A 26596-nucleotide genomic window follows, 5' to 3' on the forward strand; every position below is an offset into this window, starting at 1 on the left:
CCCACCTGAAGCTTACTGCGCGGGCTTCTTGCGCAGTCTGGTAATCGTGACCTTGCGGGGCGGAAAGCCGAGTGCCTGCGGCACTTCAATTGTGCGGTGGATGGTGTCCATCACGTAGCCGACCTTCGCCAACTCCTCGAAAACCTCCGAGGACGATTCCCTGTCATCGGTAAGCACGAGCACCGCCGGCTCGCGGATCGACCTGGCGAAGTCCGGCGTCTCGTCATCGAGCGCGATGAGGTCGGCATCGACCAGGCGCAGATTGCCGACCCAGAACCAGCTCGAGACCACGGTCTTGACCGGTCCATCGGCGTTGATCTGGTCGTAAAGCGAGCGGTAATCCATGCGCACGATGCTGCCGCGGCTGTCGCCGCCGTGCAGATGCATGTACCAGCTCAGCGGCAGCACCAATATGGCAAGGAGAGCGCTGACGAAGACAATGGTGGCTTGCGTCTTTCGGCCTTTCTGGCCCATGGCGTCGAAGCGCATGGCGAGCGCCGCGGGCAAGAGGATGAAGATCGGTAGCATCCAGCGGTCGCGAAACTGGGTGATGCCGGCCGCCAACACGACTGTGACCATGACCACAAAACCAAGTACGATCGCCCGCCACAACAGCTTTTCCGGCCACCGTACCGGCTGAGGCGGATCCGTCCGTTTTCTTGTCGCCAGGGCGTAGGCGACGGCAAAAATCACGACCGGCAGTCCAGCGAAATTGACGATCGCGTTGACCAGTCTGCGGATGCCGAGAAGCGCCGTTTTCGCAACGCTGCCGCCTTCGGCGACGCCTAGGCCCCCTTGGTGCGCGAGCAGGTCTTCCAGATGTGTCAGGCTCCAATAAAGCGTCGGCAGGCAGGCAAGGACCGCCACCGCCACGCTGATTGCGAAACGGCGGTCGAAGATCGCCTCACGCGTTTCGCGAACCGAGAGAGATGCCAGGAACAGGGCGGCAAGGAAGATGACGATGTTGTATTTCGACAGCATCGCGGCCGCCGTCGCCAGGCCGAAAAACGCATAGGCAACGGCCGATCGCCGCTTCTCCACCTCGACCAGCGCCAGAAGCAGCACCGAGGTGAAACAGAATATGGCGACCGAGTGGGTGAGGGCGTGCTGCATCTCCCAGAAGATCTGAGGAAACAGCAGCAATCCGAACATGCCGGCCGCCGCGGCGCGGCTCGAGTAGCCGAGGCGGCGTATAGCGGTGAAATAGGCGACCAGCCCCGCGGCCAGCAGGCCGTATTTGACGATCTTGAAGGCAAGGACGCTGGTTCCGACCAGCGAGGCCGCAAGCGTCGCCAGCCAGGTGTATAGAGGCGGCTGCGAGCTGCCGTAGCCGGCGGCCAGGAATCGCATTTCCGTCAATTGCTCTGCATCGTCGACACCGACGCCCGTGCCTGCAACATGGGACAGCAGGGCCATCATGACGATCTGGGTCAGGCAGTAGAGGAGGACCGACGCAACCGCCGCGCTGAATGGACCGACCCGTTCATCGCAGAGCCAATCGGTCCATTTCTCTAGTTGCCGCAAGGGGACGGTCTTCTCATGCTGATGCGCCGGTAGTGGGCTCGGACCATGCCATAGCTACCAACGCAATCCAACAATTCGTGGGGCCTCAGGTTCGCATCTTCTCGCCGCTCGGGTCGAAAGGCGGCTCAACATTGATGCGGGCGGGGCGGCGGTGGCCGAGAATCTCGATCTCGAACAGGCCGGCGCTTTCGTCCTCGGCAAGGGCGGCCGGCACATAGCCCTGCGCCATCGACTTCTGCACGTAATGCGCGTAGCCGCCCGAGGTCACCCAACCGACGACGCGCCATTCGCCGTCGACGATGCCGCGCACGGCCGAAGCGCCTTCGGCGGCCTTCGAGCCGCGCACTTCCTTGCCTGATGTGTCGAAGCGCGGCGCGCCGTAGCCATGCGGCTTCTCGACCGTGCCGTAGTCCTTGCCGACCTTGGCCCAGATCGGCTCGTCGCCCATCACGTCGGCATCGGCAGCGTCGACGATGAAGGAGACCCGGCGCAGCTTCGGCCCTTCGGCATGCTCCTTGGCGGACGCCTCGCGGCCGATGAAGTCGTTCTTCTCCAGCTTGATGAAGCGGTCCATCGAGCCTTCGAACGGTCCGTAGATCGGACGCAATTCACGGAACCAGGTCGGAAAATTCTTTTCCAGGCGCATGGAGAGCAGCGCACGCATGCCGAAATCGACGATGCCGAATTCCGCGCCGGCTTCCTTGATCGCCTTGTAGACGAGGCGTTGATAGGCGGGCGCCATCCAGATCTCGTAGCCGAGATCGCCGGTGTAGGTGATGCGGTTGACCATGCAGGGCGCGCCGCCAACGGCCATCTCGCGGAAGTCCATGAAGCGGAAGACCTTTGTCGAGACGTCGACATCGACGAGCTTCTGCAGCAGGTCGCGCGATTTCGGCCCGGCGATCGAGAGACCGACCAGCGTCTGGTCGAAGCGGTGGATGCGCACCGAGCCATCCTTCGGCAGGTGCTTCTCGAACCAGCGCATGTGATATTTCTGCGCTGCGGACGAGCCCCAGATCATGAAGCGGTCTTCTCCATTCCTTGGGCCGGCCTTGGCGATGGTGAAGTCGCCGATCAGCTTGCCGAATTCGTTGACCATCGGGGTCAGCACGATACGGCCGACCTTCGGCATGCGGTTGGTCATCAGCCGGTTGAGGAAATCTTCCGCGCCCGGACCGGACACCTCGTATTTGGCGAAGTTGGCGATCTCGGTGACGCCGACCCTATCGCGCGTGGCGCGCACTTCCTCGCCGATCGGGCCGAAATCGTTGGAGCGGTGGAAGGAGACGATGTCCTTCGGCTCGGTGCCCTTCGGCGCGAACCAGAGCGGCGTTTCCAGGCCCCACGAATCGCCCATGACGGCGTTGTTGGCGAGCATGGTGTCGTAAAGCGGCGTGGTCTGCGCGGGACGGGCGGCCGGCAGCTCCTCGTTCGGGAAGCGGATCGAGAAGCGCCGCGAATAGTTCTCGCGCACCTTGGCGTTGGTGTAGCGCAGGCTCGCCCATTCGCCGAAGCGGGCGACGTCCATGCCCCAGACGTCGAAACCCGGATCGCCATGTACCATCCAGTTCGACAGCGCCAGGCCGACGCCGCCGCCCTGGCTGAACCCGGCCATGACGGCGCAGGCGCACCAGAAATTGGTCAGGCCCTGCACCGGGCCGACCAGCGGATTGCCATCGAGCGCGAAGGTGAAGGGGCCATTGATGATCTGCTTGATGCCGGCCTTCTCGATGCCGGGGAAATGCTTGAAGCCGATTTCCAGCGACGGAGCGATGCGGTCGATGTCGGGCTGCAGCAACTCATGGCCGAAATCCCATGGCGTGTTGACCGGCGACCACGGCTTGCAGGCCTTCTCGTAGGTGCCGAGCAGGACGCCGTTGCGCTCCTGGCGGGTGTAGATCTCGCCCTTGAAGTCGAGCACGCCGATCATCTCGCGGCCGGTCGACTTGTTGAATTCCTCGACCTCCGGCATCGGCTCGGTGAGCAGATACATATGCTCCATCGCCAGCACCGGCAGCTCGAGGCCGACCATGCGGCCGATCTCGCGCGCCCACAGGCCGCCGCAATTGACGACGTGCTCGGCATGGACCGTGCCCTGCTCGGTGACGACGTTCCAGGTGCCGTCCGGCTGCTGCGTCAGGTCGACGACGCGGTTGCGCAGCACGATCTCGGCGCCGAGCTTTTTCGCCGCCTTGGAATAGGCGATGGTGGTGCCCGAAGGGTCGAGATGGCCTTCGACCGGATCCCACATGGCGCCGACGAAGTTCGTCTCGTCCATTAGCGGGAACATCGCCTTGGCTTCCGAGGGCGTGATCAGCTCGGTATCCATGCCGAGATAGCGGCCCTTGGCATGAGCCAGCCGCAGGAAGTCCATGCGCTCGGGCGTATCGGCCATCATCACGCCGCCGGTCAGATGCAGCGAGCAGGACTGGCCGGAGAGTTCCTCGATCTCTTTATAGAGCTGGACCGTATAGGCCTGCAGCTTGGCGACGTTCGGGTCGCCGTTCAGCGTGTGGAAGCCGCCCGCCGCATGCCAGGACGAGCCGGAGGTCAGCTCCGAGCGCTCGATCAGCATGATGTCGGTCCAGCCGGCCTTGGCGAGGTGATAGAGCACCGAACAGCCGACGACGCCGCCGCCGATGACAACCGCTTTTACGTGGGATTTCATGCAGATAGATCCGTGTTTGAAAATGCTGAATCGAGGGATCGAGGTGTGAAAACAAAGCGGAGATCGGATGCCGCGATGTTTTCGGCCAGCCTGCCGTCGAGCGCGGCGAGGATGGTTTCACAGACGGAAGCACGATGTTTCAGGACGTCATGGTTCCAGAAGCGCAGGATCGAGTAGCCCTGAGCCTGCATGAAGTGGTCGCGGCGGCGGTCATATGAACTGTCGGCGTGTTGGGATCCATCGACCTCGACGACGAGCCGACGCTCGCGGCAAGCGAAGTCGGCGAAGAACGGTCCGATGGAAAACTGGCGCGTAAAGCGATAGCCGCCGAGCTTGCGTGACTTCAGTTCAAGCCAATGCAAGGCTTCCGCTTGATTGCCGGCTTGCCGCAGGTTTCGGGCTCGCTTGGTTGTGCCTTGTTTGCGACGGCTTCGCGTTTGAGCAGCGCCTTCCCCCACTCCGTCGCCGCTTCGCGGCGCCACCTCTCCCCCCTCCGGAGGGAGAGGAAAGGAGCCAGCTGGAATCGCCTCGCGCCTTTCCTCTCCCCCGTCGATCGGGGGAGAGGTGTCGAGCGAAGCTCGACGGAGTGGGGGTCGACTGTGCACCAAATCCGTTTGATTTCCGGCTTGCTGGGTCGTGCCCTGTTTGCGACGGCTTCGCGTTTGAACAGCGCCTTCCCCCACTCCGTCGCCGCTTCGCGGCGCCACCTCTCCCCCCTCCGGAGGGAGAGGAAGGGAGCCAGCTGGAATCGCCGCGCGCCTTTCCTCTCCCCCGTCGATCGGGGGAGAGGTGTCGAGCGAAGCTCGACGGAGTGGGGGTCGACTATTCATCCTCAACACAGATGGTCAGAAATCCGTCGGCGCGCCGCCTTCGGCGCGGCGTTTCTCGACGAAGTCGTTGAGCTCCTCGCGGATGGCCGGATCCATATAGGGCTCCTCGTAGGAGGCAAGGCGCTCCTTCCAGACCTTGTTGGTCCGCTCCATCGCCGTCGGCGAGCCCGCCTCGGTCCAGGTCTCGAAGTTGCGCCAATCGGAGACGATCGGCGAGTAGAAGGCGGTCTTGTAGCGCTCCTGCGTATGCTGGGTGCCGAAGAAATGGCCGCCGGGGCCGACCGACTGGATGGCGTCGAAGCCGAGCGCGTCCTCGGAGAGGTCGAGCGGGGTGAGGAATTCGGCCACCATCTGCAGAAGGTCGATGTCGAGGATGGTCTTTTCATAGGAGCAGCGCAGGCCGCCTTCCAGCCAGCCGGCGCCGTGCATCATCAGATTGCCGCCGCCCTGGATGGCGCCCCAGAGCGAGAACACGCTCTCATAGGCAGCCTGCGCGTCGACCGTGTTGGCGGCGCAAGTGTTGGAGGTGCGGTAGGGGATGTTGTAGCGACGGGCGAGCTGGCCGCCGACGAGCTGCGCCTTCATATATTCGGGCGTGCCGAAGGCCGGCGCGCCGGACTTCATGTCGACATTGGAGGTGAAGCCGCCATAGCCGACCGGCGCGCCTTTCTTGACCATCTGCGCGAAGGCAATGCCCGAGAGCGCCTCGGCGTTCTGCTGCACCAGCGCGCCGGCGACGGTGACGGGCGCCATGGCGCCGGACAGCGTGAAGGGCGTGACGATCACGGCCTGGCCCATGCTCGACATCTGGATGATGCCTTCCATCATCGGCACGTCGAGCTTGAGCGGCGAATTGGTGTTGATGATGGTGAAGACCGACGGTTCCTGCATCAGCTGCTCGCGGGTGATGCCGCGCGCGATGCGAGTGATCTCGATGCCGTCGACGTTGCGTTCCTTGCCGAGTGAATAGATGTGGAAGACCTTGTCGGTCAGCATGGCCAGGTCGCGAATGCATTCCAGGTGCCGCACCGACGGATGGATATCGATCGGCTCGACCGGATAGCCGCCGGTGGAGTGCAGGATGTTGTGCATCTGCGCAAGGCGCAGGAAGTTGCGGTAATCGGCCTGGTTGCCGGGCCTGCGGCCGCGGTCGAGGTCGGAGCAGTTCGGCGCCGAAGCCATCATCGACAGGATGACGTTGTTGCCGCCGAAGCGCAGATTATGCGCCGGGTTGCGGGCATGCAGGGTGAATTCCGACGGGCAGTGCGAGACAAGCTCGAGGATCATGTCGCTGTCGAAGCGCACGCGCTCCGAGCCTTCGCGCACGTCCGCGCCATGCGCCTTCATGATGCGGCGGGCCTCGTCGTGCAGAACGTCGACGCCGATTTCCCTCAGCACGCGCAGTGAGGCGAGGTGGATTGATTCCAATTCGTCATCGGACACCAGCCTGGTCGGCGTCAGCGGGTTCTTCAATTGCCGGAAGGCGGGCTGCTCGAAGGCGGCCGAACCGCCGGCGCGCTTTCCCGCGCGGCCGCCACGGCGGGCGCGATCGGTTGCCAGTGCCGGCTCGGCAGGATGAAGGGCGGCAGTCATGAGAAGCCTCGTGAGGATGCGAATTTGGCCGGCATAATGGACTGGCAACAATGCAGCCGGTGAGGAGGCGGCGACCACTAGGGCGAGGGAAGCGACATGACGGAAGGGGAGGCGGCTGAAGGCGATCGGCCGCTCGGCTGCCTGCCGTCATCGTCGGGCTCGATACGTTGCTGGGTGCCGCTACCTTGTGCTGATCCTGGCAGCGCCAGCGCTCCTGACAGGGACTGGCTGGAGCATGCGCTTTAGCCGCCGTTGGCCCTTACGGCTGTCGCCGGTAGCGGCTAAGGCTCCGAACGATTGGAGCGGCATTGATGGCGCTGGCGGGCTCGGAAAGCGACGAGACGGTGCAGTGGGCCGCGATCACCGGCGTGATCGCGACGGTTTCCGTCTTCGCCATAGCGCAAGGACTTTCCTATCCGCTGCTCAGCTTCATCCTGCAGCGGCAAGGCATTTCGCCGGCGATGATCGGACTGTCGGCGGCGATGACGCCGGTCGGCTTCATCCTGTCCTCGCCGCTGATCCCGGGATTGGCGCGCCAGTTCGGGGCAGGGCGGACCGCGCTGACCTGCGCGGCGCTTTCGGCGCTGGTACTGGCGCTGATCGGCTGGACGCAAAATGTCTATCTGTGGTTCCCACTGCGCTTCCTGATCGGCGTGGTGACCAATCCGCTCTATGTCTTGAGCGAAATCTGGGTGATCGCTCTGGCGCCGCCGGCGCGGCGCGGCCGCGTCATGGGCATCTATTCAACCATCATCTCGGCGGGCTTCGCGGCCGGGCCGCTTTGCCTGCTCGGCGTCGGCACCGAAGGCTGGCCGCCTTTCCTTGTCGGCATTCTTGCCTTCCTCTTCTGCGGCGGCTGCCTGGCCGTGGTGGTGAAAAGGCTGCCGAAGGTCGACGAGACCGAGAACAAGGTTTCGGTGCTGGGCTTCATACCAATGGCCTGGCTGCTTATGTCGGCCGTGATCGTCGCGGCCGGGTTCGAGCAGGCGATACTGGCGCTGCTGCCGGTCTATGGGACGCATCACGGCATTCCCGAAGCGCGCATGTCGGCGCTGCTTTCCGTGATGATCGCCGGCAACATCGCCATGCAGGTGCCGCTCGGCCTGCTCGCCGAAAGGCTGACGGCGCGCCTGGTGCGGTTCGGCTGCGTGGCGGTGACCGTCCTTGGATGCGTGGCTTTGCCGGCGCTGATCGAGACGCCGCTGATCTGGGCTTGCGTCTTTATCTGGGGCGCCGTTTCCTACGGCATCTACACGATGTCGATCATCGAGCTCGGCGAGCGCTTCACCGGGTCGGCGCTGGTTGCCGGCAATGCCGCCTTCTCGCTGATGTGGGGTTTTGGCGGCATCGTCGTGCCGCCGCTCACTGGCGGCGTCATGGATGTCATTGGCGCCGCCGGCCTGCCGGTCACGCTTGGCGCCATCTGCGCGGCGCTGGCGGCGGCGACAGTTGTTCGACGGCGCGTTTTATGACCGGCCCCGAATGGCTCTTGAATATCAAGGCAGCGAACGCGATGTAGGCGGGGCCGCCGGATGGAGACCTGTGACCAGCACGATGACCAAAACCCAGCTCGAATTGACCGCCGACGATCCCTACCTCTGGCTTGAGGATCGCAACGGCAAGGAAGCGCTGGAGTGGGTTCATCGCCAGAATGCGCTGACGGTCGCCGAATTGCAGGGCGATCCTTCCTACCAGGCGACCTTCGAGATCGCGCTCGACCTGATGACGGCCGAGGACAATATCCCAGTCGGGGCTGCGCTTGCCGGCTATGTCTATAATTTCTGGCAGGACAAGACCAATGCGCTGGGTCTCTGGCGGCGCACGACGGTCGCGTCCTATAAGACCGACAAGCCCGACTGGGAGACGATCATCGACTTCGATCAGCTTTCCGCGAAGGAAGGCGTGAAGTGGGTGTTCGGCGGGGCGAGCCGGCTCTATCCCGATTTCAACCGCTGCCTGCTCTACATGTCGCCCGATGGCGGCGATGCCAGTGAGATGCGCGAATTCGACATCGTGACGAAATCCTTCGTCGAGGACGGGTTTCGCGCGCCCGCTTCGAAGTCGGGCTTTTCCTGGCTGGACGAAAATACCGTGATCGTCTCCGCCGCTTTCGAGGAAGACGACAAGACGCAGTCCGGCTACCCGCGCGTGATCAAGCTGTGGCGGCGCGGCGCCAAGCTCGAGGACGCCACGCCGATCCTCGAAGGCGAGAAACAACATCTCGCGGTCGGCGGCGGCGTCGAATATGACGGCGACAAGCGGCACGTGCTGCTCGGCAAGACGCTCGACTTCTTCACTTCGCACAGTTTCCTGCGGCTGGCTTCGGGCGAGAACCGGCGCATCCCGCTGCCCGACGACGCCACGGACACCGTGGTCTTCAAGGGCCAACTGATCTTCGGCGTGCGCAGCCCCTGGACGGCGCCGGACGGCACGCGCTGCCTGCCCGACGGGCTCTATTCGGTCGATTTCGATGGCTGGATCGAGAACGGTGCCTTCGGTCCGTTCCAGACCGTGCTCGAGCCGGCGCACCGCGTTTCGATCGCCGGCCTCGCCAGGACGCAGGACCGGCTGTTCATCAACCTGATGGACAATGTGCGCGGCAAGATCATCGCCTGCGACCGCGCCGCAGAAGGCTGGTCGCTGAAGCGGATAGCGCTGCCCGACAACGGCAATGTCGGCATCAGCCATGTCGAGCATTTCGGGTCGAGCGTCTCCTTCTCCTTCACCGATTTCCTGACGCCGAGCTCGATCATCTGGTCGGATGACAATGGCGAGACGCTTCAAACGGTGAAGTCGCAGCCGGCCCGCTTCGACGCCTCGCCTTATATCTCGGAGCAGTTCGAGGCGCGCTCGAAGGCCGGCACGATGATCCCGTATTTCGTGGTGCGGCGGCGCGACCAGAAAGGACCGGTGCCGACGCTGCTATACGGCTATGGGGGCTTTGAAGTGCCGCTGCTGCCCGGCTATGCCGGCATTCGCGGCAGGCTCTGGCTGGACAGGGGCAATACCTATGTCCAGGCCAATATCCGCGGCGGCGGCGAGTTCGGTCCGGCCTGGCATCAGGCGGCGCTGAAGGGCAAGCGCCAGAACGCTTTCGACGATTTCGCGGCCGTGGCCGAGGACGTGGTCCGGCGCGGCATCACCACGGCGGCGCAGCTTGGCATCCAGGGCGGTTCCAATGGCGGCCTGCTCACCGGCACGTCGTTGACCCAGCGGCCGGAATTGTTCGGCGCCGTCATCATCGACGTGCCGCTGCTCGATATGCTGCGCTACACCGACCTGCCCCCCGGCGCCTCGTGGATCGCCGAATATGGCGATCCGTCGAAGCCGGAGGAGGCGGCCTGGCTCGGCGCCTATTCGCCCTACCACCATGTCGCGGCCGATGTCGCCTATCCGCCGGTGCTCCTGATGACGTCCACCGCCGACGACCGCGTCCATCCCGGACATGCGCGCAAGATGGCGGCGCGGCTGCAGGAGGCAGGTCACGGCAGGACGCTGTTCTTCGAGGAGACCGAAGGCGGCCATGGCGGGCGCGGCGACCGTCGGCCGCAGGCGGCGCAGACGGCGATGCGCTATGTTTTCCTGCAACGGGCGCTGGGTAAGCCTGCCTCATAGGCATGGCTTGAATTCTAGGCCTCAGACGGCATAAGCTGCTGCCATGATCCGCTTCAGCACATCAGGCGCCTTCGGGGTCGCGGTGACGCCGTCACCGCGCACGCTGCGCGCCGAGCTGTTGCGGCTGTGCGCCCGCATCGGCTATTCGCCGCCCCGTTTCCTCTGACGAATCCGCCCCGGCCGCTGCCGGATTGATTCAAGAGGAAAGATCAAATCCATGACCTATCAGAATTATTCGCTGAAGCAGCTTCAGCAGATCGATGCCGCGCATCACCTGCACCCCTTCACCGACCATAAGGAGCTGCGCGAGACGGGCTCGCGCATCATCACCCATGCCAACGGCCCGTTCATCTACGATGCCGACGGCACCGAAATCCTCGACGGCATGGCGGGCCTGTGGTGCGTCAATGTCGGCTATGGCCGCGATGAGCTGGCTGAGGCTGCCTACGCGCAGATGAAGGAGCTGCCTTACTACAACTCCTTCTTCAAATGCTCGACGCCGACGCCGGTGCTGTTGTCGAAGAAGCTGGCGGAGCTGGCGCCGACGCATGTCAGCCAGGTCTTCTACGGTTCGTCCGGGTCGGAGGCCAACGACACGGCGCTCAGGCTCGTGCGCCACTATTGGGCGCTTGAAGGCAAGCCCGAGAAGAACCGCGTCATCTCGCGCAAGTCGGCCTATCACGGCTCGACCGTCGCCGGCACGTCGCTGGGCGGCATGGAGCCGATGCACAAGCAACTCGGCGGCGCGGTGCCCAACATCGTCCATGTGATGATGCCCTATGCCTATGAGCTCGCGTTGCCCGGCGAAAGCGACCATGATTTCGGCATCCGCGCGGCCAAGGCGGTCGAGGACGCGATCCTCGAAGCCGGCGCCGACAAGGTCGCCGCCTTCATCGGCGAGCCGGTGATGGGCGCGGGCGGCGTGAAGATCCCGCCGATGAGCTATTGGCCGGAAGTGGAGCGCATCTGCCGCAAATACGATGTGCTTTTGATGCTGGACGAGGTGATCACCGGCTATGGTCGCACCGGCGAATGGTTCGCGGCGCAGACGTTCGGGATCGAGCCCGACACCATCACCACCGCCAAGGCGCTGACCTCGGGCTACCAGCCGCTCTCGGCGCTGCTGGTCGGCGACCGCATCGCCAAGGCGCTGGTCGAGAAAGGCGGCGAGTTCTACCATGGCTACACCTATTCCGGTCATCCGGTGGCTTGCGCGGTGGCGCTCAAGAACCTCGAGATCATCGAGAAGGAAGGCCTGGTCGAGCGCGTCAAGAACGACACCGGTCCCTATTTCGCGCAGGCGCTGCAGGAGCGGATCGCCAGGCACAGGCTGGTCGGCGAGGTGCGCTCGATCGGCCTGATGGGCGCGATCGAGATCGTCAAGGACAAGGCGACCAAGGAACGTTATTTGCCATCGGGAAGTGCGGCGGTCGTCGTGCGCGACCACGCGATCGCGCAGGGCATGATGCTGCGGGCCACCGGCGACACTATGATTCTCTCGCCGCCGCTGATCTGGACGCGCGACACGATCGACATGGCTTGCGAACGCATCGCCAGGGCGCTCGATCTCGCTGACGCCGATTTGCGCAAGCGCTAAGCGGATATTCTCCGGGCGCTCCTGGCTAGAGCATTTCACCGTTTCACGGAAACAGCGAAATGCCCTATCTCCTTGTTTTGACGCAATTCCGGGCGGAAAACCGCTTACACTTTTCCTGGAATTGCTCTAAGCGCCCGGTCCATTCCTGAAAGGCTCGTAGAGGGCGTCTCCGAAACGCAAAAACCGCGTCCCTGCGGGAACGCGGCTTTGCCAGATACACATGGCATTTCGCTACGAGAATACTTGCGAAATTTACGGGCTCCGGTACGCGAGACCTGATCCGGAGCGCCGGGCAGACGCGATGTCCGCCTCGCAGTCCGTTTTAAAGGCACATCGTTACCGGTGCGTTAGCAAGACCTTAAGCAAATCTAAATTTGCCGGCTTCGCACCGGAAAATCTTAGAAATAACCCTTCAAAAGCAGAGACTTACGCCGGATTTCCGCGCAGGAAATTAATAATGCCGGAAAAATCGGCGCCGGCGTGGCCTTGCGCATTGAACAAGGCATAGAGCTGCGTGGCTTCGGCGCCGAGCGGAGTCGCGGCGCCTGCGTTCTGCGCGGCTTCCTGCGACAATTTCAGGTCCTTCAGCATGAGCGCAGCGGCAAAGCCGGGCTTGTAGTCGCGGTTGGCCGGCGAGGCCGGAACAGGGCCGGGCACCGGGCAATAGGTGGTGAGCGACCAGCATTGGCCCGACGAGGTCGAGGCGACATCGTACAGCGCCTGGTGCGACAGGCCGAGCTTTTCGGCCAGCACGAAGGCTTCGGCGACGCCGATCATCGAGATGCCTAGAATCATGTTGTTGCAGATCTTGGCCGCCTGGCCTGCGCCGTCGCCGCCGCAATGAACGACGCGCCCGGCCATCGGCTTCAGGATCGGCTCGGCGGCGGCAAACGCCTGATCCGAGCCACCGGCCATGAAGGTGAGTGTGCCGGCAGCGGCGCCGCCCGTGCCGCCGGAGACGGGTGCGTCGATCGACGGATGACCATGCTTCGCGGCAATGGCATGCGCCTTGCGCGCCGATTCGACATCGATGGTCGAGGAATCGATGAACAGCCCGCCTTTCCTGGCCTTGGGCGCGATGTCCTCATAAACCGACAGCACATGCTTGCCGGCCGGCAGCATGGTGATGACGACGTCAGCGTCCTTCACCGCCGCGACGGCGTTCGCCATGACGGTGACGCCGTGTTCCTTGGCAGTGGCTAGGTTCTCGGGCACGAGGTCGAAGCCCAGCACCGTATGACCCGCCTTTACGAGGTTGGCGGCCATGGGATTGCCCATATTACCGAGGCCGATGAAGGCGATGGTTGCCATCGTTTTCTCCCGATTTTGCGTCAGCGCCCAATCAACGAGCGCGCGATGATGACGCGCATGATCTCGTTGGTGCCTTCGAGGATCTGGTGGACGCGGAGATCCCGCACGAGCTTCTCGATGCCGTAGTCGTGCAGATAGCCATAGCCGCCGTGCAGCTGCAGCGCCTGGTTGGCGATGTCGAAACCGATATCGGTGACGAAGCGCTTGGCCATCGCCGACCATTTGCCGGCGTCGGGCGCCTTGCGGTCGAGCTTGGAAGCGGCGGCGTAGAGGAAGATGCGGGCCGCCTGCAGTTCCGTCTCCATGTCGGCCAGCCTGAACTGCAGCGCTTGGAACTGGTTGATCTTGGAGCCGAAGGCCTCGCGCTCGGCGGTATAGGCTAGCGCCTTGTCGAGCGCCGACTGCGCGCCGCCAAGCGAACAGGCGGCGATGTTGAGCCGGCCGCCGTCGAGGCCGGCCATGGCGATGCCGAAGCCGGCGCCTTCCGCGGCGAGCAGGTTGTCGGCCGGCACCTTGCAATCCTCGAAGATGACCTGGCGGGTCGACTGCATGTGCCAGCCCATCTTGTGCTCGTTGGCGCCGAACGAAAGGCCGGCCGCATCCTTGGGCACGACGAAGGTCGAAATGCCTTTCGGGCCATCGCCACCGGTGCGCGCCATCACGACATAGAGGTCGCTGTCGCCGGCGCCGGAGATGAACTGCTTGGCGCCGTTGAGCACGTAGTCGCCGCCACTCCTGACCGCGCGCGTCTTCAGCGCGGCGGCATCCGAGCCCGAACCGGGCTCGGTCAGGCAATAGCTCGCCAGCCACTCCATAGAGGTCAGTTTCGGCAGGAAGCGCTGGCGCTGCTCGTCGCTGCCGAAGCGGTCGATCATCGAGGCCGCCATGTTGTGGATGGAAATGAAAGAGGAGAATGCCGGATCGGCGTGGGCAAGCGCCTCGAAGATCAGCACGGCATCCAGCCGCCCCAGCGCCGAGCCGCCGACATCGTCGCGCACATAGATGCCGCCGAGGCCGAGCGGCCCGGTCTCGCGGATCACATCGGCGGGGAAGTGCTTTGCCTTGTCCCAGTCGAGTGCATTGGGCGCGACGCGGTCCGCCGCGAAGGCTCGGGCCATCTCCTGGATGGCGCGCTGTTCCTCGTTGAGCTCGAATTGGCCAGTGCCCGCATCGACTGCCGCGTCCATGGCGTGCTCCCTGTCGTTCAGGCCTTCTGGCCTGTCGTTTTTGGCTTTGCGCGCCGTTCAATCTAGACCAATGATGCCGCCGCGCAACCCGGGCCGTTGAGAACCGGCTGTGCATGGAATGACGAACGGAGTTCTTGCGTGCCGACAATTTTCGATGAGTTGCTGGAGCGATTCCGCGCCTATCTCGCCGGCGCCGACAACGATCTGGTGACGGATGAAGTCGCGCGCATCGGCTGGGACATGCCTGCGCGTTCTCTCGAGCCGCGTGCGCTTGGCTGCCTTAGCCATCTCGATCGCATCGCCGAGTTGGTTCCGGCCGACGCCAGGCCATTGACGCGATTTGTTGCCGACCATCGGGACGAGTTGCGCTGGGGGCAGACCTACAGCGCCGCCGATTTCGGGCAGAGTTTTGTCGACAATTACGGCTGGCTGGAAGTGTTCGGCACGCGCGGGCATTTCGTCAATGACGAGGTCGCGGCTGGCCTGCTGATCCTCGGGCCTGACATCGTCTATCCCGACCATCATCACCTCGCCGAGGAGATCTATATCCCGCTGACCGGCGGCACGGAGTGGCGGATGGGCGAGGAGAACTTTCATACGCGCGACGCCGGCGAGGTCATTCACCATGCTTCCAATGTCAGCCATGCCATGCGCACGGGCAAGGAACCGCTGATGGCGTTCTATCTCTGGCGCGGCGGGCCGCTGGCACAGAAATCGACCATTGGCTCAGGGGGCAGGGGCTGATGGCGAAAGCGATCATGCTGCAGGGCACCGGCTCGGATGTCGGCAAGACCGTGCTGGTGGCGGGGCTTTGCCGTGCTGCGAAGAATCGCGGGCTGAAGGTCAGGCCATTCAAGCCGCAGAACATGTCGAACAATGCCGCCGTTGCCGACATCCCGGGCGACGCCACAACCGGCGAAGGCGAGATCGGCCGCGGGCAATGGCTGCAGGCGCTGGCCTGCGGGGTGAGGCCGACCGTGCACATGAACCCGGTGCTGCTCAAGCCGCAGAGCGATAGCGGCTCGCAGGTGGTGGTTCAGGGCAAGGTTTTTGGCGAGGCGCGGGCGCGCGACTACCAGGCGATGAAAGCCGGACTGATGGACGCTGTGCTGGATTCCTGGGCGAAGGTCGGCGCGGGCGCGGACCTGGTCGTCGTCGAGGGCGCGGGCTCGCCCGCCGAGATCAATCTCAGAAGCCGCGACATCGCCAATATGGGCTTTGCCACGCGCGCCAATGTGCCGGTGATCTTGGTCGGCGACATCGACCGCGGCGGCGTGATTGCGTCCGTGGCCGGCACGCATCTGATCCTGCCGGAGGAAGACCGGCGCATGATCGCCGGCTATCTCATCAATAAGTTCCGCGGCGATGTCTCGTTGTTCGACGACGGGATCAGCGCGATCGAAAAATTCACCGGCTGGCGCTGCTTCGGCGTCGTGCCGTGGCTGAAGGCGGCCGGGCGGCTGCCGTCCGAGGATTCGGTGGTGCTCGAACGCCTCGCTTCCGGCGAGAAGCGGGCGCTGAAGGTGGCGGTGCCGATGCTGGCGCGCATCGCCAATTTCGACGATCTCGATCCGCTGAAAGCCGAGCCGCAGGTCGAGGTGGTGTTCGTGCCGCCGGGCAAGAAGCTGCCGGAAGATGCCGGGTTGGTGGTCATCCCCGGCTCCAAATCGACGATCGGCGATCTCCTGAAATTCCGCGAGAACGGCTGGGATCGCGATCTCCTCGCCCATCGCAAGCGCGGCGGCCATGTCGTCGGCATCTGCGGCGGCTATCAGATGCTCGGCCGCATGGTGCGCGATCCCGACGGCATCGAAGGCAGCGTCACTGAGGCCGAAGGTCTTGGCTTGCTCAACATCGAAACGGTGATGGAGCCTGAGAAGACTGTGCGCAATTCAAGCGCGCAGTCAGTGCAGTTCGGCCTGCCGCTCGAAGGCTACGAGATCCATCTCGGCCGCACCACCGGCCCGGACACGGCGCGGCCCTCGACGATCCTCAACGGCGTCGAGGACGGCGCGGTCTCCGCGGACGGCAAGGTGATTGGCACCTATCTGCACGGACTGTTTTCCGCCGACGCTTTTCGCGCCGCATACCTGGAGGGCCTTGGCGTCAGGGGAGCCGGTATCGACTATCGCGCGGATGTCGAGAAGGCGCTGGACGAGGTCGCGGCCGAGCTGGAGAGGCATCTCGACTGCGACGCGATTTTTGCCATCGCGCGCTGAGGTTCACGCCTTCTCCTCCACCTTCGGCCAATAGGTGCCGAAGGACCAGACATTGCCTTCCAGGTCGAGGCAGATGAACTCGCGGCTGCCATAGTCGCGGTCGACCAGTTCCTGGATGATTTTCGCGCCGGCCTTCTTGGCACGCGCATAGGCGGCGTCGGCGTCATCGACGGCGATGTAGATCGACTTGCCGCCGCCGCCGGGCTCGCCGACCATCTTGCCGTAATCGTCGTCGCGCGCCGTACCCAGCATGATCATTGAGGACCCGAAGGTGAGCTCGGCATGGTGGACAATGTCGCCCTCGCCATAGCGGGCGCGCAGTTCGAAGCCGAAGGCCTCGCTGAGCCAGTCGATCATCTTGGCGGCGTTCCTGTAGCGCAGAGCCGGGTATAGACGGGGTGCTTCGTTTGCTGTCGGCATGACAATCTCCCTGGTCGGTTGATGAATGCCAGTCTGTGCAAAGGCGGTCTCGGCGTCTTGAAGAAATGTTACCTGGGTCAGGCCTACATCGACGCCGCGAGACCGGTCGGCGTTTCGCCGGCCAACTGACGGAACTCGCGCACCAGATGCGCCTGGTCGGCGTAGCCGCAATCGGCGGCGATGCCGGCCCAGTCATCGTCCTGCCGCTTCGACAGGGACAGCGCGCGATTGAAGCGTACGATGCGCGACAATGTCTTCGGGCCGATGCCGATCGCGTCGGTGAATCTCGCCGCCAGATGCTTGCGGCTCCAGCCGATCTCGCCGGCGAGCGTCGAAATGCGGGTGCGGCCGCCTGACGCAATGACCGCCCTGTAGGCCCAGGCGATTTCCGGTGAAAGCGCATTCGCCTCGACAAGGCGGCTGGTAATGAATCCCTCGGCAATGTCGAAGCGCGCGTTCCAATCCGATGCCTCGCCGAGCCGTTCGCGCAATGCGATGCCGTCAAAGCCCAGCGCATCGTCCAACCCGACCATGCGATCGCGCAACTCGCTCATCGGCAGGCCGAAGAACTGCCTGGCGCCAAGCGGGGTGAAATTGACCTGAACGCAGCAGGCGCCGCCAAAGGATTCGATCATGACCGGCCCGGCATAGAGGCCGGCGGCGAAGCTGGCGTAGCGATCGTTGTCACCCGGGCTGTGGCCGAGCCCGATGGCGAAGGCTTCGGCGAAGCTGATCACCAGCGGCACGGTCATCCGTGACGACGCCCGCAAGCGAGGCGGCGGGCTTGCGCCGCACCATCTCGAAATGGAGGGCGGGAGAGCGATTATCCTGGCGATGGCGCTCTGGCTCGTCGGACATGATCCGAGCCCTAGCAGAACACCCCTTCGAAAATCAAAAGCGCCCGGCAGGGCCGGGCGCTCCGAGTTGCCTGAGAATGCTGTGCTCAGGTGCCGCGCATCAAACAGCCGGCGGCGAGCACGATGTAGGCGATAAGCATGATCCAAACGGACGCAAGCGGAATGAATGCAAGAACGCCAAGCGCGGCGAGAAGGCCGATGACGGCGATAACCAACGAAATAATGAACACGATCTGGGTGGGCGCACTGAGATTCATGTCTGGTCCCTCCAACATGATTCGCAACACTAGAACTCTACCAGCAGGAGGCCTCACACACCAAACAGTTGGCGTAAGGGATTGGCGGGGTCGGCCAAGAGCTTGATCGCGAGCGCCACGCACACGACCACCAGCAGCGGCTTGATCAGCTTCGCGCCGGTGCGGATAGCCAGGCTTGCGCCGACACGGGCGCCGATGAACTGCGCCACGCCCATCATCAGGCCGATCTTCCAGTCGATGACTCCGACGGCGGCGAAAACGACGAAGCCGCCGATGTTGGACGCGAAATTGAGCAGCTTGGTGTGCGCCGTCGCCTTGAGCACGCCGTAGCCGGCAAGGGTGACGAAGGCGAGCATGTAGAAGGAACCGGCGCCCGGACCGAAGAGCCCGTCATAGAAGCCGATCAGCGGCGGGACGCTCAGTCCGAACAGGAAGGGCGACAGCCGCTCCGCGCGGTCGACGTCGCCCATGTTCGGCTTCAGTGCGAAATAGAGCGCGATGGCGATCAGCAGCAGCGGCAGCAGGGCACGCAGGAAATCGCCCGGCACGACGGTCGCCAAAAGCGCCCCGACCGCGCCGCCGGCAAGCGCCAGCGCGGCGGACGCCAGCTGGCGGCGCAGGTCGACCTGACCCTTGGCGGCGTAATGGATGGTAGCCGAGCCGGACCCGAACATGCCCTGCAATTTGTTGGTGCCAAGGGCTGCGACCGGCGAAAAGCCGGCAAGCAGCAGCGCCGGGATGGTGATCAGCCCGCCGCCGCCGGCGATCGAGTCGACAAAACCCGCCGCAAAAGCGGCGGCAGTGAGTATGAAGACGGACTGCAGGGTAAGGTCGATCATCGGGCTGGGAGTGAGGCGAGAGAGGGAGCCGCAGCTTCCATCACGCTCGCCCCGTTTGCGCAAGAGCGATTCCAAGCTAACAATCAGATCAGACTCGCAAAGGGAGCTTGGTGGCGATGGCGCTGCTCGACCAGATACGTTCGATCTTCGACGGTGACCCGGGTGTGCGCAAGGTGGCGGACGACCCTGTGCTGTCGGCGGAATTGCTGATGCTGTTCCGCATGATCCTGGCCGACGGCTCGGTCTCGGAGAGCGAGATGGTCGTCTTCCGGCATATCTGCAAGGAAGCCTTCGGCATTCCGGAGGCCAGCATCGACAGTGTCATCGAATATCTCAACGATTATGGCTACGAGACCAACGGCTCGCAGGCGATTGCACTGTTCCGCGACCTCGATGTCGAGCGCCGAAAGCTGCTTGCGCGCCACATGGCCGAGATCGCCAAGGCCGATTCCAAGCTGGCGGAGAGCGAGGTGAAGCTGCTGCGCCGCACGCTCGACCTGCTCGACATCAGCCCCGTCGATTTGGTGAAGCCGGAGAGCTGAACTACCCCTGTTCCTGCATTTTGCGCGCGATAGCGCGGTGAAGGTCGGGTGCCGCTGCGACCAGCGCCTGCGCCGCCTCTGAGCGCGGATGGTCGAGCACCTCGGCCGCCCGGCCGCGTTCGACGATCTTGCCTTCATGCATGACCAGCACCTCGTCCGCCATGGCGCGGGCGACCGTCAGGTCATGGGTGATGAAGAGATAGGCGATGCCGAGCTTCTGGTTGAGCTCGGCGAAAAGGTCGAGAATCTGGGCGCGGATCGAGACGTCCAGCGCCGATACCGGCTCGTCGGCCACCACCAGCTTCGGACGGGTGATGATGGCGCGGGCGATCGACAGGCGCTGGCGTTGGCCGCCGGAGAATTCATGCGGGTATTTGTCCATGTCGCGCTGGCTAAGGCCGACTTCCTGCAGCGCATGCGCGACCATCTCGCGGCGCTCGGCCTTTGCCGGCGGCTTTTCCAGAAGATGCAGCGGCTCGGCCACCAGCTTCTCGACCTTCTGGCGTGGGTCGAAAGAGCCGTAAGGATCCTGGAACACGACCTGCATATCGCGCCGGGCCGGCTTCAGTGTCGACTCCGGCTTGCCGGTGATGGGCTCGCCGCGAAAGCGGATCGTGCCCGCCGTCGGCTTGTCCAAGGCGAGGATCATGCGGGCAAGCGTAGACTTGCCGCAGCCCGAGCGGCCGACGAGCGCCACCGATTGCGCGGGCTCGATGGTGAGCGAGACATCGTCGACGGCACGGATCGGTTGCGCCGGCCGGAACAGCGATTTGCGCCGTCCCGGATAGTCCCGGCCGACGCCTTCGACTTCGAGCAAGGGTTTTGCCGATCCGGCAAGGTGCGGTTTCGGGCGCGCCGGCACGTGCGTGGAGGCCAGCGCCAGCTCGCGCGTGTAGGGATGCTGTTGCTCCGACAAGGTCCGGGCGGTGTCGCCGGCTTCCATCACTTCGCCGTTGCGCAGGATGATCAGGCGATCGGCCATCTCGGTCACCACGGCGAGGTCGTGCGAGATGAGCAGCAACCCCATGCGGTTCTCGCTGACCAGGTCGCGCAAAAGATCAAGAATCTGCGCCTGCAGCACCACGTCGAGCGCCGTCGTCGGCTCGTCGGCGATCAGCAGCTTCGGTTTCAGCGCGCAGGCGATCGCGATGACGACGCGCTGGCGCTGGCCGCCGGACAGTTCGTGCGGGTAGCGCGACAGCGGGAATTTGGCCTCGGGCAGGCCGACGCGGTCGAGGATTTTTCGCGCGCGCTCCTCGGCCTCGGCGCGGCTCGCTTTGGTGTGCCAGCGGATGCCTTCGGCGACCTGTTCGCCGATCGTCTTGACCGGGTTGAGCGCCGTCATCGGCTCCTGGAAGACCATGCCGATATCGTCGCCGCGCAAGGCGCACATCTGGTCCTCGCTCGCGCCGAGGATGTCGATGCCGTCGAAGGCGACGCGGCCCTCGGCGCGGGCCAGATGCGGCAGCAGCCGCATGATTGTCAGCGCCGTCATCGACTTGCCGGAGCCGGATTCGCCGACGAGGCCGACGACCTCGCCCGGTGCGATTGTCAGCTCGACGCCTTTCAGGATCGGCGTATCGCCGATCGAAAGCGACAGGTTTTCGATCTCGAGCAGGTTCATCGGCGCCGCCGCGATTTCGGATCGAGGATGTCGGCAATGCCGTCGCCGAGCAGGTTCAACCCAAGCACGGTGATGACGATCGCCATGCCGGGGAAGATCGCCATCCAGGGCGCGGTCACCATGCGCGTCTGCGCGTCAAACAGCATGCGGCCCCAGCTCGGCATAGGCGGCTGGGCGCCGAGGCCGACATAGGAAAGCCCGGCTTCGGCGAGGATGCCCAGCGCGAACTGGATCGTGCCCTGGACCAGCAGCAGCGTCGCGATGTTGGGCAGGATGTGCTCGACGGTGATCTGTGTCATGCCCTTGCCGGCGGCGCGCGCGGCAAGGATGAATTCGCGGGGCCAGATGGCCAGCGCGCCCGCGCGGGCGACACGCGCGAAGACAGGGATATTGAAGATGCCGATGGCGATGATGGCGTTGACGGCGCCCGGGCCGAAGATCGCGGTGATCATGATTGCCGAAAGCAGCGCCGGAAAGGCAAAGACCAGGTCGTTGAGGCGCATCAGCGCCTCGTCGACTATCCCGCCGCGCGCCGCGGCGACGGCGCCTAGCGGCACGCCGATGCCCATGCCGATGCCGACCGCGACCAGCGCCACGGCGATCGAATTGCGGGCACCGACCATGATCATCGACAGGATGTCGCGGCCGAAATGGTCGGTGCCGAACCAGTGCGCCCAGGAGGGCGCCTGCGTCTTGTCGGCGATCACCAGCCTGGTGACGTCGTAAGGCGTCCAGACAAAGGAGAGGAGCGCGACGGCCACAACCAGCAGCGTGATGATCAAGCCGATCAGGAAGGAGCGGTTGCCGAAGGCCTTGGCCAGCACGCCGGCAAGCGTTTCTTCGGGCAGGTCGACGCGCAGGGTCATTGCCGGCCTCTCGAGCGGTTCCGCGTTTCGCGGAATCGCTGAACCGCTCTCAGTATTTGTTTTGGCGCAATTCCGGACGGAAAACCGCTACGCACTTTTCCTGGAATTGCTCTTAGGCGTGGGTCGACGATGGCGTAGGAGAAATCGACGAGGAGGTTGATGAGGATCACGGCGGCGACCAGCAGCATGACGATGCCCTCGACCACGATCAGGTCGCGCTGGGTGATCGCCTGGAAGATCAACCGGCCGAGGCCTGGCAGGTAGAAGACATTCTCGATGATGATGGTGCCGGCAAGCAGGAAGGCGAATTGCAGGCCGAGGATGGTGAGCACCGGGATCATGGCGTTGCGCAGCGCGTGGCGCCAGAGCACGGCGCGGTAGGGCAGGCCCTTGGCGCGCGCGGTGCGGATATAGTCCTCGTTGAGCACTTCGATCAGCGCCGAGCGGGCGACGCGTCCGAGAATCGCCGCCTGCGGCAGCGCGAGTGCGACGGCGGGCAACAGCAGGGATTTCAGCGCCGTCCAGATGCCGGCGCTCCAGCCTGGGAAACCGCCGGCCGGCACCAGCCGGAGCCAGACGGCAAACAGGTAGATCAGCATCAGCGCGAACCAGAAATTCGGCACCGCGACGCCGAGCTGGGCCGCGCCCATGACGAGCGTGTCGCCCGCGCGGCCCTGGCGGCTGGCGGAGAACACGCCGATCGGAATGGCGATGATGGTCGAGAGCGCCAGCGCGATCAGCGCCAGCGGCAGGGAGACGACGATGCGTTCGCGCACCAGGTCGATGACGGGCACTGAATAGGTGTATGAGCGGCCGAAATCGAGGCTGAGCAAGCCTCCCGCCCAGTGGAGATAGCGCAGCACCAGCGGCGCGTTCAGCCCCATCTGGTTGCGCAGCACCTCGACCTGATCGGCGCTGGCATTGAGGCCCAGCATCAGGCGCGCCGGGTCGCCGGGCAGGATCTCCATGACCGCGAACACCACGATCGAGGCCAGCACCAGGGTGAGGGCGGCGATGATGATGCGTTTCAGGAGATAGGCGGTCATGGGAGGCGATCGGGCGATCGCGCCGGCCTCAATCCGTCCACTTCACCTTGGTCAGATCGTCAGCCTCGATCGACCAGTTCGTCCACATGCCCTGCAGCTTGGCATCCCAGACGCCAATCTTGGGCAGCTCGAACAGGTAGACGGCGGGCACGTCGTGCGCGAGAATCTTCTGCGCCTCGCCCAGCAGCTCCAGCCGCTTGTCCTTGTCGACCGTGGTGCCGAGCTCCTTGATGACATCGTTGAACTTCGGGTTGTCATACTGGAAATAGTAGCCGGGCCGCGAATAGATATCGATGTCGTTTGGCTCGACATGGGAAACAATCGTCAGGTCGTAGTCCTTGTTGGTGAAGACCTGGCTCAGCCACTCCGCCCATTCGACCGGAATGATCTGCAGATTGACCCCGATGTCCTTCAGTTGGGACTGAATCACCTGGCCGCCGTCGCGTGCGTAGGGTACGGGCGGCAGCTTGATCGTGGCCGAAAAGCCGTTCTCCAGCCCTGCTTCCTTCAGATATTCCTTGGCCTTGGCGATGTCGTGCGGATAAACGCCGGTGAGATCGACATAGCCCGCATCGCCTGGCGAGAAATGAGAGCCGATCGGCTTTCCAAGACCGTTCGAGGCCGCGGCGATGACGGCACTGCGATCGATCGCGGAGGCGAGCGCCTGCCGCACCGCAAGCTTGTCGAAGGGCGGCTTCTTGTTGTTGATCGACAGGATCGTCTCGCCCTCGGTCGAGCCGATCACGACGCTGAAGCGCGGATCGGACTGAAGTTGCTCGAGCGCGTCTTGTGCGGGCATGTTGGCGAAAGCCTGGATGTCGCCCGAGAGCAATGCGGGGACAGCCGCGGCCGCGTCGGGCACGATACGGAACGTCGCCTTGTCGAGCGCGGCGGGCGTACCCCAGTAGTCCGGATTCTTGACCAGCGTGATCTCGGAACCCTTGGCCCAATGATCGAGCTTGAACGGACCGGTGCCGATCGGCTTGTCCTTGTTGCCGTTAGCCGATGCCTTCGCCACGATCACCGCCGCAACCTGGCCCATGTCGCTGAGGAAACTGCCCTGCGGTCCATCGAGACTGACCTTGACGGTCGCCGGATCGACCGCCGTGACATCGGTGATGTGGGCAAAGAGCTGCTTTTGCGGATTGAGCGAATCCTTGGCGCGCGCCCGGTCCAGCGAGAACTTCACGTCGTCGGCGCTGAAGGCCGAGCCATCGTGGAACTTCACGCCCGAATGCAGCTTGAACGTGTAGACCTTGCCGTCGTCAGAGACGGCCCAGCTCTCGGCGAGACCTGACTGAACCTGGCCGTTGTCGTCAATGCGTGTCAGCCCTTCAAAGACGTTGGCATAGGTGACTTCGCCGATGGCCGCGGCCGCACCGGCGGTCGGATCGAGATGCGGCGGCTCGAGCACAATGCCGAGCGTGAGATCGGTGCGTGCGGCAAAGGCCGACGTGGCGGCGGCAAGCGACAGCATGGCCGCGGCCAGGATGGTCTTCCACAATTTCATCGCTGAACTCCCATTTGCTCAAAATGCGCTCAAGCTGGCGGATAGAAGCGTGATTTGGCCTGCGAGTAAATTGCGTTTCGTGCTGCCGGGCGGCGCCAGGCGGAATGTTTTTCCGGATCAGCCGGTTGTACCGCGCAAGAGCACATTGAGGCCGATAGCCATCACCTTGGCCGATTCCACCATGTCGGCGATGCCGACCCATTCGTCCGGCCGGTGGGCGAGGTCGAGAATGCCCGGGCCATAAGCGATGCAGTCATAGAGATGGCCGATGCGCGCGACATGCTTCTGATCGTAGGTGCCGGGCGAGATCACATAGTCCGGTTCGCGGTCGAACACCGCCATGATGCCTTTGGCGACGGCCTTCACCACCGGCGCGTCGCGCTCCGTCATCAGCGGCAGCACCTCCATCAGATCGCGGATCTCGTAGTCGAATTTCTCACGCTCGCGTTTCAGCCGTTCGAGGATGCCCGTGACTTCGCCTTTGACGGCAGCGATGTCCTCTTCGAGCAGAAAACGCCGGTCGATGGTGAGCCGACACCAATCGGGCACGTTGGGCGAGGGAAGCCCCGGCCGGAAATCCTCGGTCTGGCCGCCATGAATGGAATTGATGTTCATGGTCGAGCGCCTGGCGCCTTCCGGAACCACCGGCATGCGCGTCATCTTGCGGTCGAGGGCCGGGAACAGCTCGTCCTCGAAGGCCTGCAGGACGGCGCCCATATGGCGCACCGCATTGTCGCCGAGGAATGGCATCGAGCCATGCGCGATCTCGCCCTTGGTCTCGATCTCGGCCCACCACACGCCCCGATGGCCAAGGCAGATGCGATCCTTGTTCAGCGGCTCGGGGATGATGACGTGGTCGACTTTCGGCTTCGAGAAATAGCCGAGCCTCGCCAGATGGGCGACGCCGCCGAAACCGCCTGATTCCTCGTCCGCCGTGCCTGATATCTCGATAGCGCCGGGGAAATCGGGATAGACTTCCACGAAGGCTTCGACGGCGATGACGGAGGCAGCCAGGCCGCCCTTCATGTCGCAGGCACCGCGCCCATAGACCTTGCCGTCCTTCACCACGCCGGCGAAGGGATCGACGGTCCAGCCGTCGCCGGCCTCGACCACGTCGATGTGCGAGTTGAAATGCACGCAGGGACCGGGCGAGCTGCCCTCGAAACGGGCAATGACGTTGACGCGCGGGTAGCGGTCGCTGTCGCCTGGCGCGCCTTCGGCACGAATAAACTCGGTCTCGAAGCCGAGTTTCTTCAGGCGCGCGCCGAGAAACTCGGCGCATGGCCGGTAGGCTTCGCCCGGCGGGTTTACGGTCGGAAAGCGGATCAGGTCGGCGGTCAGCGCAACGAGGTCGTCGGCCCGATCCTCGACCGCCTTGAGAAGTCGTTCATTCATCCGGCGGATTGAAGAAGGAACGCAGCACTTTTGCAAGCGACCAGTCGCTCATTGCCACACAACGACCGAAGCATGGACCAACGCCTCGCCTAAACTTCAGAGGGTGCGTGGTGCGGCAGCAACTATACCGCGAAAATCGTTCAAATTCACCGCATTGCATTGGCGGATTCGTCAAGGAGTGTGTGGTACTTAACGCATCTGCCGGCGAAAAGATGGAAGAACCGCGCGAACGGCAGGGGGCAATCAAAGGGGTTTGATCGCATGAAAAAGTTCGTTCTCATGGCAACCGTGCTGGCAACCGCGTTGTTCGGCATGTCCATCGCAAGCCGGGCGGCTGCGCTGGTGGCCAATATCGACGTCTCGTCACAGACCATGACCGTCAGCAAATACGGCCAGGTGGTTTATCGCTGGAGCGTGTCGACCGCGCGCAAGGGCTACTTCACGCCGCGCGGCAGCTACCGGCCGCAATGGACCGCCCGGATGTGGTATTCGCGCAAGTATGACAACTCGCCGATGCCCTATTCGGTGTTCTTCCACGGCGGATACGCCATTCACGGCACCGGGTCGGTAAGAAATCTCGGGCGCCCGGCCTCGCATGGCTGCGTGCGCCTGCATCCGTCCAACGCCGCGACCTTCTATTCGATGGTCAAGGAAGTCGGTTACGGCAACACGCGGATCGTCGTCACCAACTGAGCC

Annotated in this window: 23 protein-coding genes; 8 read left to right on the forward strand and 15 right to left on the reverse strand. The window is 64.0% G+C overall.

The features are described from left to right. Positions 1 to 12: 12 nt before the first annotated feature. From CK219_RS01105 to CK219_RS01120, 4 genes are all read right to left on the reverse strand, one after another. Positions 13 to 1419, reverse strand: coding sequence for a glycosyltransferase family 39 protein (locus CK219_RS01105; RefSeq protein ID WP_095764944.1), 1407 nt, complete (start codon positions 1417 to 1419; stop codon positions 13 to 15). Positions 1420 to 1609: 190 nt separating this feature from the next. Continuing rightward, complete coding sequence (locus CK219_RS01110; RefSeq protein ID WP_095764945.1) at positions 1610 to 4192, reverse strand: FAD-dependent oxidoreductase; 2583 nt, start codon at positions 4190 to 4192, stop codon at positions 1610 to 1612. Continuing rightward, positions 4189 to 4650, reverse strand: coding sequence for a DUF559 domain-containing protein (locus CK219_RS01115; RefSeq protein WP_245340384.1), 462 nt, complete (start codon positions 4648 to 4650; stop codon positions 4189 to 4191). The genes CK219_RS01110 and CK219_RS01115 overlap by 4 nt, the downstream gene beginning before the upstream one ends. A 387-nt stretch (positions 4651 to 5037) precedes the next feature. Then, on the reverse strand, positions 5038 to 6615 hold the full coding sequence (locus CK219_RS01120) for a trimethylamine methyltransferase family protein (RefSeq protein ID WP_095764947.1): 1578 nt from the start codon (positions 6613 to 6615) through the stop codon (positions 5038 to 5040). A gap of 311 nt (positions 6616 to 6926) precedes the next feature. On the opposite strand from CK219_RS01120, the gene CK219_RS01125 reads away from it, so the two are divergent. The 4 genes from CK219_RS01125 to CK219_RS01140 all read left to right on the forward strand — a co-directional run bounded on the left by CK219_RS01125 (position 6927) and on the right by CK219_RS01140 (position 11827). After that, positions 6927 to 8087 (forward strand): MFS transporter, encoded by a 1161-nt coding sequence (locus tag CK219_RS01125; RefSeq protein WP_095764948.1) that lies wholly within the window; start codon positions 6927 to 6929, stop codon positions 8085 to 8087. Positions 8088 to 8169: 82 nt separating this feature from the next. Then, positions 8170 to 10230: a prolyl oligopeptidase family protein gene (locus CK219_RS01130; protein WP_095765554.1), complete on the forward strand. Its 2061-nt coding sequence runs from the start codon at positions 8170 to 8172 to the stop codon at positions 10228 to 10230. A 43-nt stretch (positions 10231 to 10273) separates the two neighbouring features. Next, on the forward strand, positions 10274 to 10396 hold the full coding sequence (locus tag CK219_RS01135) for a hypothetical protein (RefSeq protein WP_040969798.1): 123 nt from the start codon (positions 10274 to 10276) through the stop codon (positions 10394 to 10396). 51 nt (positions 10397 to 10447) lie between these two features. After that, entirely contained in the window at positions 10448 to 11827 is a 1380-nt protein-coding gene (locus tag CK219_RS01140) for an aspartate aminotransferase family protein (RefSeq protein WP_095764949.1), read from the forward strand. 426 nt (positions 11828 to 12253) lie between these two features. Here CK219_RS01140 and mmsB read toward each other — a convergent pair whose 3' ends face one another. Next, positions 12254 to 13138, reverse strand: a complete 885-nt coding sequence (mmsB, locus tag CK219_RS01150) for a 3-hydroxyisobutyrate dehydrogenase (RefSeq protein WP_095764951.1) — start codon at positions 13136 to 13138, stop codon at positions 12254 to 12256. Positions 13139 to 13158: 20 nt separating this feature from the next. Then, positions 13159 to 14325, reverse strand: coding sequence for an isobutyryl-CoA dehydrogenase (locus tag CK219_RS01155; protein WP_095764952.1), 1167 nt, complete (start codon positions 14323 to 14325; stop codon positions 13159 to 13161). A 138-nt stretch (positions 14326 to 14463) separates the two neighbouring features. Between CK219_RS01155 and CK219_RS01160 the strand changes: the two genes are divergently transcribed. Both CK219_RS01160 and CK219_RS01165 read left to right on the forward strand, forming a co-directional pair. Next, positions 14464 to 15069: a dimethylsulfonioproprionate lyase family protein gene (locus tag CK219_RS01160; RefSeq protein ID WP_095764953.1), complete on the forward strand. Its 606-nt coding sequence runs from the start codon at positions 14464 to 14466 to the stop codon at positions 15067 to 15069. Further along, positions 15069 to 16544, forward strand: a complete 1476-nt coding sequence (locus CK219_RS01165; RefSeq protein WP_095764954.1) for a cobyric acid synthase — start codon at positions 15069 to 15071, stop codon at positions 16542 to 16544. Before CK219_RS01160 ends, CK219_RS01165 begins: the two co-directional genes overlap by 1 nt. 3 nt (positions 16545 to 16547) lie before the next feature. Here the strand turns inward: CK219_RS01165 and CK219_RS01170 are convergent, their stop codons facing one another. The 4 genes from CK219_RS01170 to CK219_RS01185 all read right to left on the reverse strand — a co-directional run bounded on the left by CK219_RS01170 (position 16548) and on the right by CK219_RS01185 (position 18917). After that, positions 16548 to 16964, reverse strand: a complete 417-nt coding sequence (locus CK219_RS01170; RefSeq protein ID WP_095764955.1) for a VOC family protein — start codon at positions 16962 to 16964, stop codon at positions 16548 to 16550. 83 nt (positions 16965 to 17047) lie between these two features. Continuing rightward, positions 17048 to 17716 (reverse strand): AraC family transcriptional regulator, encoded by a 669-nt coding sequence (locus CK219_RS01175; protein ID WP_245340361.1) that lies wholly within the window; start codon positions 17714 to 17716, stop codon positions 17048 to 17050. A gap of 191 nt (positions 17717 to 17907) precedes the next feature. Continuing rightward, positions 17908 to 18078, reverse strand: a complete 171-nt coding sequence (locus CK219_RS01180; protein WP_095764956.1) for a hypothetical protein — start codon at positions 18076 to 18078, stop codon at positions 17908 to 17910. 53 nt (positions 18079 to 18131) lie between these two features. Next, a complete protein-coding gene (locus CK219_RS01185) occupies positions 18132 to 18917 on the reverse strand; it encodes a TSUP family transporter (protein WP_095764957.1) in 786 nt (261 codons plus the stop codon). A gap of 110 nt (positions 18918 to 19027) precedes the next feature. Here CK219_RS01185 and CK219_RS01190 point away from each other — a divergent pair, with 110 nt between their 5' ends. Next, on the forward strand, positions 19028 to 19459 hold the full coding sequence (locus tag CK219_RS01190) for a TerB family tellurite resistance protein (RefSeq protein ID WP_095765555.1): 432 nt from the start codon (positions 19028 to 19030) through the stop codon (positions 19457 to 19459). 1 nt (position 19460) lies between these two features. Here CK219_RS01190 and CK219_RS01195 read toward each other — a convergent pair whose 3' ends face one another. From CK219_RS01195 to CK219_RS01215, 5 genes are all read right to left on the reverse strand, one after another. Further along, on the reverse strand, positions 19461 to 21083 hold the full coding sequence (locus CK219_RS01195; RefSeq protein ID WP_095764958.1) for a dipeptide ABC transporter ATP-binding protein: 1623 nt from the start codon (positions 21081 to 21083) through the stop codon (positions 19461 to 19463). Beyond that, positions 21080 to 21949 (reverse strand): ABC transporter permease, encoded by an 870-nt coding sequence (locus CK219_RS01200; protein ID WP_095764959.1) that lies wholly within the window; start codon positions 21947 to 21949, stop codon positions 21080 to 21082. Before CK219_RS01200 ends, CK219_RS01195 begins: the two co-directional genes overlap by 4 nt. Further along, a complete protein-coding gene (locus tag CK219_RS01205) occupies positions 21946 to 22995 on the reverse strand; it encodes an ABC transporter permease (RefSeq protein WP_245340362.1) in 1050 nt (349 codons plus the stop codon). The genes CK219_RS01200 and CK219_RS01205 overlap by 4 nt, the downstream gene beginning before the upstream one ends. A 28-nt stretch (positions 22996 to 23023) precedes the next feature. Then, positions 23024 to 24505 carry an ABC transporter substrate-binding protein gene (locus tag CK219_RS01210; protein ID WP_095764960.1) on the reverse strand — a complete coding sequence of 494 codons (1482 nt, stop codon included), beginning with the start codon at positions 24503 to 24505 and terminating at the stop codon, positions 23024 to 23026. Between the two features lie 117 nt (positions 24506 to 24622). Then, a complete protein-coding gene (locus CK219_RS01215) occupies positions 24623 to 25900 on the reverse strand; it encodes an acetylornithine deacetylase/succinyl-diaminopimelate desuccinylase family protein (protein ID WP_095764961.1) in 1278 nt (425 codons plus the stop codon). A 261-nt stretch (positions 25901 to 26161) separates the two neighbouring features. On the opposite strand from CK219_RS01215, the gene CK219_RS01220 reads away from it, so the two are divergent. Next, a complete protein-coding gene (locus CK219_RS01220) occupies positions 26162 to 26593 on the forward strand; it encodes a L,D-transpeptidase (RefSeq protein ID WP_095764962.1) in 432 nt (143 codons plus the stop codon). Positions 26594 to 26596 lie beyond the last annotated feature (3 nt).

The sequence above is a fragment of the Mesorhizobium sp. WSM4313 genome (assembly GCF_002294725.1).
Lineage (GTDB): Bacteria > Pseudomonadota > Alphaproteobacteria > Rhizobiales > Rhizobiaceae > Mesorhizobium.

Coding starts and splice junctions, on each gene's coding strand:
- CK219_RS01205 (WP_245340362.1), bottom strand. CDS start 22,995: ATGACCGCCTATCTCCTGAAACGCATCATCATCGCCGCCCTCACCCTG.
- CK219_RS01125 (WP_095764948.1), top strand. CDS start 6,927: ATGGCGCTGGCGGGCTCGGAAAGCGACGAGACGGTGCAGTGGGCCGCG.
- CK219_RS01140 (WP_095764949.1), top strand. CDS start 10,448: ATGACCTATCAGAATTATTCGCTGAAGCAGCTTCAGCAGATCGATGCC.
- CK219_RS01210 (WP_095764960.1), bottom strand. CDS start 24,505: ATGAAATTGTGGAAGACCATCCTGGCCGCGGCCATGCTGTCGCTTGCC.
- CK219_RS01120 (WP_095764947.1), bottom strand. CDS start 6,615: ATGACTGCCGCCCTTCATCCTGCCGAGCCGGCACTGGCAACCGATCGC.
- mmsB (WP_095764951.1), bottom strand. CDS start 13,138: ATGGCAACCATCGCCTTCATCGGCCTCGGTAATATGGGCAATCCCATG.
- CK219_RS01110 (WP_095764945.1), bottom strand. CDS start 4,192: ATGAAATCCCACGTAAAAGCGGTTGTCATCGGCGGCGGCGTCGTCGGC.
- CK219_RS01180 (WP_095764956.1), bottom strand. CDS start 18,078: ATGAATCTCAGTGCGCCCACCCAGATCGTGTTCATTATTTCGTTGGTT.
- CK219_RS01165 (WP_095764954.1), top strand. CDS start 15,069: ATGGCGAAAGCGATCATGCTGCAGGGCACCGGCTCGGATGTCGGCAAG.
- CK219_RS01135 (WP_040969798.1), top strand. CDS start 10,274: ATGATCCGCTTCAGCACATCAGGCGCCTTCGGGGTCGCGGTGACGCCG.
- CK219_RS01170 (WP_095764955.1), bottom strand. CDS start 16,964: ATGCCGACAGCAAACGAAGCACCCCGTCTATACCCGGCTCTGCGCTAC.
- CK219_RS01185 (WP_095764957.1), bottom strand. CDS start 18,917: ATGATCGACCTTACCCTGCAGTCCGTCTTCATACTCACTGCCGCCGCT.
- CK219_RS01215 (WP_095764961.1), bottom strand. CDS start 25,900: ATGAATGAACGACTTCTCAAGGCGGTCGAGGATCGGGCCGACGACCTC.
- CK219_RS01155 (WP_095764952.1), bottom strand. CDS start 14,325: ATGGACGCGGCAGTCGATGCGGGCACTGGCCAATTCGAGCTCAACGAG.
- CK219_RS01105 (WP_095764944.1), bottom strand. CDS start 1,419: ATGATGGCCCTGCTGTCCCATGTTGCAGGCACGGGCGTCGGTGTCGAC.
- CK219_RS01175 (WP_245340361.1), bottom strand. CDS start 17,716: ATGACCGTGCCGCTGGTGATCAGCTTCGCCGAAGCCTTCGCCATCGGG.
- CK219_RS01130 (WP_095765554.1), top strand. CDS start 8,170: ATGACCAAAACCCAGCTCGAATTGACCGCCGACGATCCCTACCTCTGG.
- CK219_RS01195 (WP_095764958.1), bottom strand. CDS start 21,083: ATGAACCTGCTCGAGATCGAAAACCTGTCGCTTTCGATCGGCGATACG.
- CK219_RS01200 (WP_095764959.1), bottom strand. CDS start 21,949: ATGACCCTGCGCGTCGACCTGCCCGAAGAAACGCTTGCCGGCGTGCTG.
- CK219_RS01220 (WP_095764962.1), top strand. CDS start 26,162: ATGAAAAAGTTCGTTCTCATGGCAACCGTGCTGGCAACCGCGTTGTTC.